Here is a 13,489-nt window from a genome sequence, read left to right on the forward strand (position 1 = left end):
CCGGGTGAGGTACCCCTTGCTCAGGAGTCGTCGGTGAGGCGGTGCCGGTTGTTCTCGATCCAGGCGTCGATGGCATCCGAGTCGTTCGGGTCGACGCCCTCCGAGATCAGCTGGGCCACCGCCGCCGTCGCCGGGCTGCGCCGCTCGCCGGTGGCGTACAGGCGGGCGAACTCCGGGATCATCTCCTCGACCACGGTGTCGGTCTGCTCCCAGGCCGCGGCCGGCAGGCCGCGCTTGCGGGTCGCGTAGGCCGACCAGGCGCGGGTCACCCGCGGCAGCATCGCCGCGTCGTCCATGTCGAGCACCGCGCGGCGGTGCACCCAGTCCTGCAGGAACAGCCCCGCGACCGCCGGGCTCCAGCGCAGCGGGTCCGGCTCCGGCAGGCTCGCCGCGTGGTCGAGGATCAGGCTCAGGCAGAAGTGCAGTGACGCCAGCTCGTCGTCGGCGGACACGTCGTTGAGGGCGAAGCGGGCCGCCTCCGGAGAGGACAGGAAGTCGCGCAGCAGCCGCTCGCGATCCGGGCCGCTGAGCTCCGGCGGCTCCGCCAGCGCCGGCACCGTCGAGGCCGGCAGCAGGGCGAGCCGGGCCGTGGCCAGGGCCCGGTCCGTCGCCAGGTTGCCGTCCGACGGCAGGTCGCTGAGGCCGTCCGTGATCTCCAGGTACTTGCTGACCTCGCCGCGCAGGCGGCCGGGGTCCTCCTCGCGGAACCAGGTCAGCTCGTCGCTGGCGCACATCTCGCGGACCTGTCCCAGCACGCGCTCGGCGGGACCGCCGACGAAGATGTCCTTGGTGATGCCGATGTTGTGGTCGACGAGCGCCACCACGGCGTGCGCGGGCCCGCCGTCCTGCTCGTCGTCGTAGGCGAAGGTGACCAGGTAGGACGTCTGGTCGCCGTACACGTCGCCGTATGCGTAGCAGCCGGTCGGGCGCACCCGGCCGAGCTGCTCCGTCCAGGTCGGCGCCTGCGGGCCCCGGCGCACCTCGGCCGCGCCCGGTGCGTCCGGCACGAGCGTCGCGAAGACCTCGCGGATCGTCGTCGCCGAGGCGGTGCGGCGCCGGTTGGTCGCGCTCAGGAACTGTCCGACGAACTCCCGGACCGCCGCGGCGCGGTCGGTGGTGGCCACGGCGTAGACGCTGCCGAGGAGTGCGGTGCCCAGCATCTCGGCGTCCAGCGCGCAGTCGACCTTCGCCACGTCGCGGGCAGCGTGCAGGACTGCGTCGTACGGATTCTGGGGTACCGCCATGCGGCCGAGCCTACCGGTAACGCAGGCCGGGGGCCCTATTCCGAACGGACGACGGTCAGCGCCTCGCGGGCCTGTGCGTAGGCGTTGAGCACCTCGCGGACCGGCGCGACCACGTACTCGCGGGCCACCTCGGTGATCGAGACGCGCAGCCGCTGCTCGGCCCGCCGGCCGGCCCGCTTGGCGCCCAGGTCGACGATCGGGTGAATCAGCAACGCCAGCAACGCGCCGAGCAGCAGGCCGCCGAGCAGCAGCAACGTCGGCAGCGGCACCGCGCCGACCTTGGGGTTGTCGAACTCCGGCAGGCCGAGGAGGCGGACCGCGTAGCCGGCGAGGAGCCAGCCCAGGCCGACGACCGCGGCGACGGTGAACAGCCACTGCAGCAGGCCGACCGCGGTCCACCAGAGCGGCTTGCGGCTCATGCCCAGGTCGGTGCGGGCGACCGCCCGGTCGAGCGCGTCGGGCAGGTCGCCCAGCCGGGACCGGGCCGCGGTGTTCAGCGCCGGTGCCCACACCTCGGGGATCGGCGCGGCCGCCCGCGCGGCGACGGCGCGCACGGACAGGCCGACCGCGGACTTCTGCGCCGCGTCGGCCTCCGGGATCGAGGTGCGCGAGACGGGTACCAGGTCGGTCGACGGCGCGGGCTTCTCGGTCGAGAGGTGCAGCCGCTTGAGCGGGTCCGGCCGCAGCTTGCGTACGCCACGGACCAGCGGCCAGCCGGTGCTGGCGACCGCCCGGTGCCGGTACGAGCCCGCGGTCGCCGACGCCACCGCCGGCACGCCCGCCGAGGCGGCGAGCGCCTCGCTGAGCTGCCGTACCGTCGCGCGGTCCACCTCGTCCTCCGCGGCCGGCGGGCCGATCGTCACGCCGAGCTGCTCGGCGACCTGGTCGAGGTCGCCGGCGAGGCGGCGCAGCGCCGACTGCCGCTCGGCGACCGTCTTCTCCAGGGCCGCGCGCAGCTCGGTCAGCATGCCCGGCTGCTTCGCGGAGGTGGCCATCGCCGGAACCTCGGTCAGGCCGTCCTCGACGAGCAGCCGCCGCAGGTCGGTGAGGACGATCTCGGTGTCGCCGGGCGAGAGCCGGTCCGCCTGGTTGAGCACCACGATCGTGATGTCGCTGTGCTGCTTGAACTGCCGCAGGTAGGCGTTGTGCAGGATCCGGTCGCCGTACTTCTGCGGGTCGACCACCCAGACCACCTGGTCGACGAGGCCGAGCAGGCGGTCGACCTCGAGCCGGTGCCCGCGCTCGACGGAGTCGAAGTCCGGCAGGTCGAGCAGCACGAGCCCGCGCAGCGCGGCCTCGTCCTCGCCGTCCAGCGCGCTCTCCCGGATGTAGCGCTGCCGCGGCAGCACGCCGACCCAGTCGAGCAGCTTGTTCGCCGGTCCGAGCGGGCCCCAGACGCACGCGTGCGCGACGCCGGTGGTCGGCCGGCGCACGCCGACCGGCGAGAGCTTCAGCCGGGCGAGCGCGTTGAACAGGCTGGACTTGCCGCTGCCGGTGCTGCCGGCGAGGGCGACGACCGTGTGATCCTGGGAGAGCGCGAGCCGGCTGCCGGCCCGCTCGACCAGCGTGTGCGCGGCGACCAGGTCGTTGTCCGGCAGGTACGGGTCGGTCACGCGCAGGAAGCGCCGCAGGGCTTCGAGCCGCGCGACGAGCTGCTCGGGATCCACCCGGTCGTCGCGCGACAGGGCCTGCTTGACCCGCTCGACGAGGCTCATGACGCCGTCCCGGTCAACGCGACTTCCTCCCTGGCACGCTCCACATCGGCCGCGGCCCGCCGCAGGGCGGCGCCCGGTTCCAGTTCCAGCCGCGCGGCCGCGGTGCGGTCCGTGTAACGGGCCGCCTCCTTCTCGAGCAGCACGTCGATCCGCTGGAGAAGTTCCTCGCGCGCCCGGGCGGCCAGGGTGCGGATCGCCTGGTCGCCGAAGAGCGCCTCGAGCACCTTCTGCGCGGCGACCGTGGTGCCCGCGCCGACGGCCACCTCGGCGCCGGTCGGTATGAAGGCGGTCGCGGTGAAGACGGCGACCATCACGGTCAGGCCGATGCCGTTCACCGCGTACGCGGCACCGCGCGCCACGGTCCGCTTGTCGGCGGCCTCGCTGCGCACCAGGTCGAGCACGAACTGCTGCCAGTCGCGGACCACCCGCTCGGCGCGTTGCGGCAGGTCGGCGGCGGCCTTCTGCAGGCCCGGCTCCAGCAGCGCCGCCCCGGCCGGGTGCGCCTGCCACGCCGAGTACGCCTGCTCCGCGGCGTCCGCCGCGACCCCGCGCAGCAGCGTGACCAGCTGGGTCTCCAGGGCCGCCTGCAGGTTGCGACCGGGCGCCGGGCGGCCGGTGACCGCCGAGACCACCTTGTCGCGCAGCTGGCCCACCCGCGACTCGAGGCTGCGGAGGAACTCGCCGGTGCCGATGAACTCCTGCCAGCGGGCCAGCACCTCGCCGCGGAGCAGGCGCCCGTCCTGCAGGCCGTTCTCGATCGTCCGGCGGCCGGTGCGGTAGGCCGCCGTCACCCGTTCGTCCAGGGCCTGCGCCGCGACCGCCTGCTCGTCCGCGGCGTCGGCGAGCCCGGCCACGGCCGGACCCAGCGCGGCCAGCGCGCCGTTGAGCGTCTGCCGGACGACGGCCGCGCGCGCGTCGGAGTCGGCCGCGAGCTGTGCGAACCAGTCGCGCAGCGGCCGCATCGCGCTCTCCGGCAGCAGGCCCTGCCCGTCCAGCGTGGACTCCGGCAGCACGAACAGCGGCGCGGCGCCCATGTCACGGGCGGCCAGCATCTCGCCGAGGTGCGTGGTGACCTCGCCGGCGGCCTCGGGCGGCACCCGGTCCAGCACCAGCGCGATCACGGTGCCGCGCAGCCGGGCGGTGGTCAGCAGTTCCCACGGCACGGCGTCCGCGTAGCGCGCGGCGGTCGTGACGAACAGCCACAGGTCGGCGGCGGCGAGCAGCTGGGCGGCCAGCTGCCGGTTCCCCTCGACGACCGAGTCGATGTCCGGTGCGTCGAGGAAGGCCAGGCCGGCGCCGAGCGCGGGCGCGGAGACCAGCTGCAGCGCCCGCGGGTCCGAGGAGCCCTCGGCCGTGCGGGTGAGGCCCGGCAGGAGCTGGCCCGTGCGGAACCAGGACGAGTCGGACGCGTTGCTGACCAGGACCGGCGAACGGGTCGTGGGGCGCAGCACGCCCGCGGTGCTGACGGGCGCCCGGACCAGGCTGTTGACCAGGGTGGACTTGCCCGCGCCGGTGGAGCCGCCGACGACGACCAGCAGTGGCGCGTCGAGCCGGGCGAGGCGCGGCAGCAGGTAGTCGTCCAACTGCGACACCAGGGCGGTGCCGATCCGCCGGGCCTCGTCCGCCGACGGCATGACCAGTGGGTACGTGGCGCCGCCGATCGTCGCGCGCAGCCGGGAGAGCGCGGTGGCGAGCTCGCCGACCGCGGCGGGCGGCTCGACCGGCAGGTCCGGCACCGTCGCGGCCGGCCGGAACCCGGTCCTGGCCACGGTCGAGCTCACCGGCGCCGGCGCCGGCGCTGGGGCCGGCAGCGGCGCCGGCGCCGCGGGCGGCCGCTTCCCGGCCGTGGGCAGCGCGGCGGCCGGGTCGGAATCAGCGTCAATCGCGTCTGCGGGCATCGGCCCATCGACCGGCTTCGTTTCACCGGCCTCGGGGTCGTCATCCGGCGTGGTCTCCGGGTCGACGGCGGGAGCGCTCTCCGGCCCCTCCTCGGCGGCGGTGCCGGCTTCGGCGGTCGACTCGTCCGGGGCATCGACCTCGGCGGGCCGTTTCGACTTCGTCGTCACGACGTTTCCCGTGGTGGAGGCCGTGGCCGGGGGCCACTCCGGCTTCGGCGGCTCGACGGCGTCAGGCTCCCGCACCGCGTCCGCCTCCGGCTGCTCGGCCCCGCTGGGCGGGGTTGCGGCTTCGGAGATTGGGACAGTATGGGATGGTTTGTCGGATTCTTTGCGGGCCGGGGCCGTCGAAGCGCCGTTCGCCTGGGCTTTTGTGGGGGGCGGGTCGGCTACGGCGGGAGTGGCCGACGGACCGACCGCGTCACCGTGCGTCGTCACGGGTAAAGCGTGCCCGATCTATGCATCGCAGACAACAGGTACCCCACGGCCGTGACCGGACAGGTACCTCCCGAACGTGACTTGCGCCGCCTGGACTCAACTTTGACTTGCACGCGTGCGACTCCGTGGCATCATTGAGCCCGGTCCACTCAACTTGAGAACCAACCACTCGAAGAACTTGGCAAGAAGCGAGGAAGCGAACATGGCACGAGCGGTCGGCATCGACCTCGGCACCACGAACTCCTGCGTCAGCGTTCTGGAGGGCGGTGAGCCTACCGTCGTCGCGAACGCGGAGGGTTCCCGGACGACGCCGTCCATCGTCGCCTTCGCCCGCAACGGCGAGGTGCTCGTCGGCGAGGTCGCCAAGCGTCAGGCGGTGACCAACCCCGACCGGACGATCCGTTCGGTCAAGCGCGAGGTCGGCACGAACTGGTCCGTCGACATCGACAGCAAGAAGTACACCCCGCAGGAGATCTCGGCGCGGGTGCTCATGAAGCTCAAGCGCGACTCCGAGGCGTACCTCGGCGAGTCGGTCACGGACGCGGTCATCACCGTCCCGGCCTACTTCAACGACGCGCAGCGCCAGGCCACCAAGGAGGCCGGCGAGATCGCGGGCTTCAACGTCCTGCGCATCGTCAACGAGCCCACCGCCGCCGCCCTCGCGTACGGCCTGGACAAGGGCTCCAAGGAGCAGACCGTTCTGGTCTTCGACCTCGGCGGCGGCACCTTCGACGTCTCCCTGCTCGAGCTCGGCGAGGGCGTCATCGAGGTCAAGGCGACCTCCGGCGACAACCACCTCGGCGGCGACGACTGGGACCAGCGGGTCATCGACCACCTGGTCAAGACGTTCCGCGGCGAGCACGGCATCGACCTGGGCGCCGACAAGATGGCGCTGCAGCGACTGCGCGAGGCCGCCGAGAAGGCCAAGATCGAGCTGTCGGCCGCGTCGACCACCAGCATCAACCTGCCCTACATCACGGCCGGCCCGGCCGGCCCGCTGCACCTCGACGTGAACCTGAGCCGCTCCGAGTTCCAGCGCATGACGCAGGACCTGCTGGACCGCTGCAAGGGCCCGTTCGAGCAGGCCATCAAGGACGCCAACATCAAGGTCGCCGACGTCGACCACGTCATCCTGGTCGGCGGCTCGACCCGCATGCCCGCCGTCTCGGACCTGGTCAAGCAGATGACCGGCCGCGACCCGAACAAGGGCGTCAACCCGGACGAGGTCGTCGCCGTCGGCGCCGCCCTGCAGGCCGGCGTGCTCAAGGGCGAGGTCAAGGACGTCCTGCTGCTCGACGTGACCCCGCTGTCGCTGGGCATCGAGACCAAGGGCGGCATCTTCACCAAGCTCATCGAGCGCAACACCACGATCCCGACCAAGCGCTCCGAGGTCTTCACCACGGCCGACGACAACCAGCCGTCCGTGCTGATCCAGGTCTTCCAGGGCGAGCGCGAGATCGCGGCCTACAACAAGAAGCTCGGCACCTTCGAGCTGACCGGCCTGCCGCCGGCGCCGCGCAACGTGCCCCAGATCGAGGTCACCTTCGACATCGACGCGAACGGCATCGTGCACGTCGCGGCGAAGGACATGGGCACCGGCAAGGAGCAGAAGATGACGATCACCGGCGGCTCCGCGCTGCCGAAGGACGACATCGAGCGCATGATGCGCGACGCGCAGGACCACGCCGACGAGGACAAGCAGCGCAAGGACGACGCAGAGACGCGCAACCTGGCCGAGCAGCTGCAGTGGCAGACCGAGAAGTTCCTCGCCGAGAGCGGCGACAAGCTGCCGGACGAGAGCAAGGGCCAGATCAGCGAGGCGCTGGGCGACCTGCGCGGCGCGCTGGGCGGCAGCGACATCGAGAAGATCAAGGCCGCGCACGAGAAGCTGGCCACGGTCTCGCAGCAGGCCGGTTCCCTGCTGTACGCGCAGCAGAACCAGGACGGCACCCAGGACGCGCCGGGTCCCGACGGCACGCAGGGCGCGCCCGGCGGCGCCGGCGCGAGCGCGGGCCCGTCCGCCGGTGCCGACGATGTCGTGGACGCCGAGATCGTCGAGGACGACAAGAAGTGAGCCGCTCGGACGACGAGAACGACGGTCAGGGCACCGAGCGCGTCGTCATCCGGGACCGGCGCAAGATCGATGTGAAGGGTAAGGGCACCGCGGTGGCCAACCAGGCCGAGGAGGGGTCCACGGGTGGCGCGCACCGCGCGGTCGAGGAGCCGGACGAGGAGGTGGTGGCGGTAGCCACCGCCGCACTCGGCGCCGAGCTGGCGGCGTTGCGCACCGACCTGGACGAGCGGACCCGGGACCTGCAGCGGGTGTCGGCCGAGTACGCCAACTACCGCAAGCGGGTCGACCGCGACCGGAGTGCGGCGGCCGAGCAGACCACCGGCGCGGTGCTCACCGCGCTGCTGCCGGTGCTCGACGACATCGACCGGGCCCGCGAGCACGGCGACCTGGTCGGTCCGTTCGCCACCGTCGCCGAGGCGCTCGCCGCCTCGGTCGGCAAGCTCGGGCTCGTGGCGTTCGGCGAGAAGGGCGACCCGTTCGACCCGACCCGCCACGAGGCGGTCGCGCACCTGACGTCCGCGGACGTCACGGAGCCGACCTGCGTCGAGGTGATGCGCCGCGGTTACAACCTGGGCGAGCGGCTGTTGCGGCCCGCCTTGGTCGCGGTCGCCGACCCCGCGTGACGATCACCAGTCCCGCCCGCCGTGAGGCGGGCGGGATCCGTCACATCCGGTTGGAGGAGGTGGACTAGATGAGTTCGAAGGACTGGCTGGAGAAGGACTTCTACGCCGTTCTCGGGGTGGGCAAGTCCGCCTCCGCCGACGAGATCAAGAAGGCCTACCGGAAGCTGGCCCGGGCGAACCACCCGGACCACAACCCCGGCAACAAGGACGCCGAGGACCGGTTCAAGGCCGCGTCCGAGGCGTACGACGTGCTCTCCGACGACAAGAAGCGCAAAGAGTACGACGAGATGCGCTCCCTGTTCGGCTCGGGCGCGTTCCGCCGCGGCGCCCGCGCGGGCGGCACCACGTTCGACCCGTCCGACCTGTTCGGCGGCGGATTCAGCGGTGCCGGCCAGGGCGGCGGTGCCGGCGACCGCCGGTTCGGCGGCGCCGGCTTCTCCGACATCTTCAGCTCCATCTTCTCCGGCGGCGGTGGCGCCGGCGGGCCGGGAGCGGGCGGGCGCCGGGGACCGCAGCGCGGGCGAGACGTCGAGGCCGAGGTCACGCTCGACTTCGGGCACGCGGTCAAGGGCACGACCCTGCCGCTCACGCTGCGATCGCCGGGCGTGTGCGACACCTGCCACGGCAACGGCGCGAAGCCCGGCACGGTGCCGCGGACCTGTCCGCAGTGCCACGGCTCGGGGCTGATCTCCCGCAACCAGGGCTCGTTCAGCTTCTCCGAGCCGTGCCGCGAGTGCCAGGGCGCGGGCAGCATCGTCGAGCACAAGTGTCCCGAGTGCCGCGGCACCGGCGGGGTCACCAAGAACCGCACGATAAACGTCCGCTTCCCCGCGGGCGTCGCCGACGGTCAGCGGATCCGGCTCAGCGGCCGGGGCGAGCCGGGCGACAAGGGCGGCCCGGCCGGCGACCTGTACGTGCAGGTCAAGGTCCGGCCGGACGAGCTGTTCGGGCGCAACGGCGACGACATAACGCTCACCGTGCCGATCACGTTCGCGGAGGCGGTGCTCGGCACCGACCTGCGGGTGCCCACGCTGGACGGTCCGGTCACGCTGCGGGTGCCGCCGGGCACCCCGAGCGGCCGCACGCTGCGGGCGCGCGGCAAGGGTGTGCAGCGTCGCGACGGCCAGGTCGGCGACCTGCTGGTCACCGTCGAGGTCCAGGTACCCGCCGCGACCGCGGTGAGCACCGAGGCCCGCGACGCGCTGGAACAGTTCGCCAAGCTCACGCCCAACGCCGAGCGCGAGCGCATCGAGGCCCGGCTGCGCCGGGGCTGATCGAAGGAACCTGTCAGGAGGTGGCACATGTATGAAGAGATCAGCATCTCGGTGGAGCAGGCCTCCGACGCGAAGGTCCTGATCATCTCCGTCGCCGCGCGGCTGGCCGGGATGCATCCGCAGACCCTGCGCCAGTACGACCGGCTCGGCCTGGTGCAGCCGGGCCGAGCGGGCGGCGGCGGCCGGCGCTACAGCGAGCGCGACGTCGCCCTGCTCCGCGAGGTGCAGAAGCTGAGCCAGGAGGACGGCGTCAACCTGGCCGGCATCAAGCGGATCATCGGGCTCGAGCAGCTCGTCGGCGAATTGCAGGAACGCGTTGCCGAGCTGGAACAGCAGCTCGGCAACGCGTATCAGCAGATCGCCCAGCTGGAGGCGATGCAGGCCTACCCGGGCCGCGACCTGGTCCGCCAGGAGCGTCCGTCGACGGCCCTGGTGGTGTGGCGGCCCCGTCGCGCGACCGACAAATAGGACCGCGAGGGCTCAGCGGCGGCCGAAGGCGGCGAGGCGGCGCGGGTGGCGTACCAGGCCGCCCTCGATCCAGTCCTCGTAGTCGAACAGCTCGGGGCGGTTCATCAGCACCCGGCAGTTGTGCGCCCACGTCGCCATCTGCTCGTCGCCGACCTCTTCCGCGCGCTCCACGTACTTCTTCATGCGGCGCTTGCGCTGCGCCGTCGCGTTCGGCCGGACGCCGTCCGCGGCATAGATGTACATGCAGTGCAGCGCGAACCGGCGGGCCGGGCACTGCCGGTCCATCGCCAGCTCGTAGAGCGTCGGTGCGAGCACGTCACCGGCGATGAGCAGGTCCCAGTCGGACGGCATCGCGTCCAGTGGGACGGCCTCGGGGTGGTATGCCCAGGCCTGCAGCTCCTCTGGCCGCGGATCGACCGGGTTCGCGAACCCGAAAAACGTCGATTCACTCACGGTCACGACGCCGCCTCGTTTAGCTCACTCATGCCGCCGTCCTCCCCGGCAGAGGGCCGTGCTGCCTCACCGGGAAGGCATTCCTGCATCCGGCGAGTCGCTGGTCACCCGATAACACGTTGTTGTCGCGGCGACACGTTAGCGCGCGGCATGCGGGTAACGGAAGTCATAGGAGATCACTTTCGGATACTAATCAGTAGCGCTCGGCTGCCCGGCAGCTCAGCGGTCATTCGGCAGCGGTGACGGGCTCCACCGGACGGCGCACGGCCATACGTTTGCGGACCATGGCCTTGAACCAGGTGTAGTCGGTCAAACGCGCGAGCATCGGGCCGGTCACGACGGTGATCAGGACATAGGCCGTCGCGAGGGGTGCCAGCTCGGGCTCGACCCCGGAGGCCACGGCCAGCCCGGCGATGACGATCGAGAACTCGCCGCGGGGGATCAGGGCGAGCCCGGAGCGGATCTGGCCGGGCAGCGCGATCCCCGCGCGCCGAGCGGCGAGCACGCCGGTGAACACCTTGGTCAGCATGGTCAGCACGGCCAGCGCGAGGGCCGGCAGGAGCACCGGCGGAATCGCGGCGGGGTCGGTGGACAGACCGAAGAAGACGAAGAACACCGCGGCGAACAGGTCGCGCAGCGGCGACAGGATCTGGGTGGCGTTGTGCGCCACCGGGCCCGAGAGCGCGATGCCGACGAGGAAGGCGCCGACCGCGGCGGACACCTGCAGCTGCGCGGCGACGCCGGCCACGAACAGGGTCAGGCCCAGCACGCTGAGCAGCAGCGCCTCGGGGTCCTTGACCGAGATGAAGCTCGAGATGGCGTGGCCGTACCGGATCGCGACGACCAGCACCGCGATCACCGTGAGCACCGCGACCGAGAGCGCCTTCACCCCGCCGATCAGGCCGACGCCGGCCAGCACCGCGGTGACCACCGGCAGGTAGAACGCCATCGCCAGGTCCTCGATGACCAGCACCGACAGGATCACCGGTGTCTCGCGGTTACCGATCCGGCCCAGGTCGCCGAGGACCTTGGCGATCACACCGGACGACGACACCCAGGTGATGCCGCCCAGCACGACCGCGGCCTCCCAGCCCCAGCCGAGCAGGAACGCGAAGCCGGCGCCGGGCAGGGCGTTGAACAGGGCGTCGATCACGCCGGCGGGCGCGGCCGAGCGCAGGTTGCCGACGAGCTCGCTCGCCGAGTACTCCAGGCCGAGCATCACCAGCAGCAGGATGACGCCGATCTCGGCGCCGATCATGGTGAATTCCTCGCTGGCCCGGAGGTTGATCATGCCGCCGTGTCCGAAGGCGAGCCCGGCCAGCAGGTAGAGCGGGATGGGCGAGAGGCCGAAGCGGCGACCGATGCGGCCGAGCATGCCGAGCGCGAAGAGGAGCGCGCCGAGCTCGATCAGCAGGAGCGTGGTGCTGTGCACCGGCGGCGCCTCAGTCGCCGGTGTCGCCGGCCAGGATGGCGGTGACACCGTCCAGGCCGTCGCGGGTGCCGACGGCGACGACCACGTCGTTCGCCTCGAACAGGAACGTCGGGCCGGGGGAGGCGATCACCTCTCGGTCGCGCAGGACCGCGACGATCGACGCGCTGGTCCGGGTCCGGGCGCGGGTGTCGCCGAGGCGGCGGCCGACGAACGGCGAACCGGCCGGCAGGGCGATCTGCTCGGTGAGCAGCCCCGCGGCCTGCTGCCGCAGTCCGGCCAGCTGGCCGAGCATGAGGGAGGCGCCGAGCACGTCGGCGAGCGCCTCAGCCTCGTCGTCGGTCAGCGGTATCGACGCCAGGCAGGCGTCGGGATCCTCCACGTCGTAGAGGACCAGGTCGCGGCGGCCGCTGCGATGCGAGACGACGCCGACGGTACGGCCGGAGGAGGTGATCAGGTCATGCCGGACCCCGATACCCGGAAGCGGTGTTTGCTCTACCCGTACGCGCACGGGACCAACGGTAACCGATCTGTCATGCGCGTCGCGGCGGACGGTCGTTACGAACCACGATCAGGAGCAGCAGACCGGCCGTGCACAGCGCCGCGCAGAGCCAGTACGCCAGCCGGTAGTCGAAGTGCTGTGCCAGCCCAAACAGCGGCCCGGCCAGCATCGCGCCGAGCGGGAACCCGTTGGTGAACAGCGTCGTGGCCCGTCCCGGGTGCCCCGGCAGCATGTTCTGCATGTAGGAGATGCCCAGGCCGGTGATGGCGGCGATGAACATGGCGTTGAGCGCCTGCCCGGCGACGAGCATCCAGAGTTCGGTGGCGAGGGCGGCCACCGAGTAGTACGCGATGCCGCAGGCCGCGCCCGCGAACAGCAGCCGGCGCACCGGTAGCCGGACGGAGAGCAGGCCGAGGCCGAGCATCAGCGGGATCTCCAGCGCGGCGCAGAGCCCGAGCAGCAGTCCGGCATCGCCGACGTCGCCCTGCAGCTCGGTGCCGATGAACAGCGGCAGGGCCTGCACCGCGAGCGTCAGCGGGGTCTGCAGCAGGGTGAACGCGGCCGCGGTCAGCCACAGCGTCCACCGCCCGGCGTCGACCGGCGGGCCGGCCGGATCGTCCGGCGCGCGGTGCGCCCGAACCGGCACCTCGTCCAGCCAGAGGATCGCGATCAGGGCCGCGAGCGCGTACATGATCGCGGCCGAGCCGTAGATCCAGCCGAAGCCGCCGGTGGCGAGCAGGAACGCCGCCAGCGGCGGGCCGGCGACCCAGGAGAGGGAGAAGACGGTCCGCAGCGCGCTGATGCCCATCGGCGCGCGGGCCGGGTCGTCGCGCTCGAGCACCTGCCGGGCGTACGCGAAGGACTGCGGGAAGAGCGAGCCGGCGATCGCGAAGGCGGTGACCGAGAGAGCGAGCAGCACCCAGTAGTCGCGGACCACCGCGGTCAGGCCGGTGCCGATCACGCCGGCCACCGCGCCGCCGATCAGCAGCGTGCGCCGGATCGGCCGCCGGTCGGAGAGCCGGCCGATCAGCGAGGAGACGAGCACGCCGCCGAGCGGCGCGACGACCAGGAAGACCGTGATCTCGACCGGGCCCGCGCCGACCTCGGTGCTCAGGAACAGCGACAGGAACGGGTTGAACAGGGCCACCGAGATGCCGACGACGAGGAAGAGCAGGCCCAGCGGGAGCAGTGTCCGACCGAGGCGCGACGCCGGCGGTGCGGAGGTCTCCTGGGTCACCGCGGCCACGCTACGGCCCGGGGGTCCCGTTGCGCACCGTGTTTCCCGTTACGGTCGGTACCGGCGGGGTGTGTGGTGTCGCCGACCTAGAGTTGAGTGGAATACGCTCAAGTCTCGGATTGCTGGACTACTCGGGA

General features: G+C 72.3%; 11 protein-coding genes. 4 read left to right on the top strand and 7 right to left on the bottom strand.

Annotation, left to right across the window (positions count from 1 at the left end):
* Positions 1–20: 20 nt before the first annotated feature.
* The 3 genes from ACIBSW_RS37075 to ACIBSW_RS37085 are packed head-to-tail and all read right to left on the bottom strand — an operon-like array spanning position 21 to position 4,593.
* Entirely contained in the window at positions 21–1,244 is a 1,224-nt protein-coding gene (locus ACIBSW_RS37075; protein WP_354729004.1) for a hypothetical protein, read from the bottom strand.
* 35 nt (positions 1,245–1,279) lie between these two features.
* Entirely contained in the window at positions 1,280–2,959 is a 1,680-nt protein-coding gene (locus ACIBSW_RS37080; RefSeq protein WP_354729002.1) for a GTPase, read from the bottom strand.
* The gene (locus tag ACIBSW_RS37085; RefSeq protein WP_354729027.1) at positions 2,956–4,593 is read right to left on the bottom strand and encodes an ABC transporter; all 1,638 of its coding nucleotides are present in this window, start codon (positions 4,591–4,593) and stop codon (positions 2,956–2,958) included. The genes ACIBSW_RS37080 and ACIBSW_RS37085 overlap by 4 nt, the downstream gene beginning before the upstream one ends.
* Positions 4,594–5,494: 901 nt before the next feature.
* Between ACIBSW_RS37085 and dnaK the strand changes: the two genes are divergently transcribed.
* The 4 genes from dnaK to ACIBSW_RS37105 all read left to right on the top strand — a co-directional run bounded on the left by dnaK (position 5,495) and on the right by ACIBSW_RS37105 (position 9,731).
* Entirely contained in the window at positions 5,495–7,366 is a 1,872-nt protein-coding gene (gene dnaK / locus ACIBSW_RS37090) for a molecular chaperone DnaK (RefSeq protein ID WP_354730753.1), read from the top strand.
* Complete coding sequence (gene grpE, locus ACIBSW_RS37095; protein ID WP_354730755.1) at positions 7,363–7,989, top strand: nucleotide exchange factor GrpE; 627 nt, start codon at positions 7,363–7,365, stop codon at positions 7,987–7,989. Before dnaK ends, grpE begins: the two co-directional genes overlap by 4 nt.
* 68 nt (positions 7,990–8,057) lie before the next feature.
* Complete coding sequence (gene dnaJ, locus ACIBSW_RS37100) at positions 8,058–9,263, top strand: molecular chaperone DnaJ (RefSeq protein ID WP_354725519.1); 1,206 nt, start codon at positions 8,058–8,060, stop codon at positions 9,261–9,263.
* A 27-nt stretch (positions 9,264–9,290) separates the two neighbouring features.
* The gene (locus ACIBSW_RS37105) at positions 9,291–9,731 is read left to right on the top strand and encodes a heat shock protein transcriptional repressor HspR (RefSeq protein ID WP_354725517.1); all 441 of its coding nucleotides are present in this window, start codon (positions 9,291–9,293) and stop codon (positions 9,729–9,731) included.
* Between the two features lie 12 nt (positions 9,732–9,743).
* On the opposite strand, the gene ACIBSW_RS37110 is transcribed toward ACIBSW_RS37105, so the two are convergent.
* The 4 genes from ACIBSW_RS37110 to ACIBSW_RS37125 all read right to left on the bottom strand — a co-directional run bounded on the left by ACIBSW_RS37110 (position 9,744) and on the right by ACIBSW_RS37125 (position 13,352).
* Entirely contained in the window at positions 9,744–10,190 is a 447-nt protein-coding gene (locus ACIBSW_RS37110; protein ID WP_354725515.1) for a hypothetical protein, read from the bottom strand.
* A gap of 220 nt (positions 10,191–10,410) precedes the next feature.
* A complete protein-coding gene (locus ACIBSW_RS37115) occupies positions 10,411–11,616 on the bottom strand; it encodes a cation:proton antiporter (RefSeq protein WP_354725513.1) in 1,206 nt (401 codons plus the stop codon).
* A 10-nt stretch (positions 11,617–11,626) separates the two neighbouring features.
* On the bottom strand, positions 11,627–12,124 hold the full coding sequence (locus ACIBSW_RS37120) for a cation:proton antiporter regulatory subunit (protein ID WP_354725511.1): 498 nt from the start codon (positions 12,122–12,124) through the stop codon (positions 11,627–11,629).
* Between the two features lie 22 nt (positions 12,125–12,146).
* Positions 12,147–13,352: a sugar efflux transporter gene (locus ACIBSW_RS37125; protein ID WP_354725509.1), complete on the bottom strand. Its 1,206-nt coding sequence runs from the start codon at positions 13,350–13,352 to the stop codon at positions 12,147–12,149.
* Between the last annotated feature and the right edge of the window lie 137 nt (positions 13,353–13,489).

Source organism: Actinoplanes sp. NPDC049668, assembly GCF_044465445.1.
Lineage (GTDB): Bacteria > Actinomycetota > Actinomycetes > Mycobacteriales > Micromonosporaceae > Actinoplanes.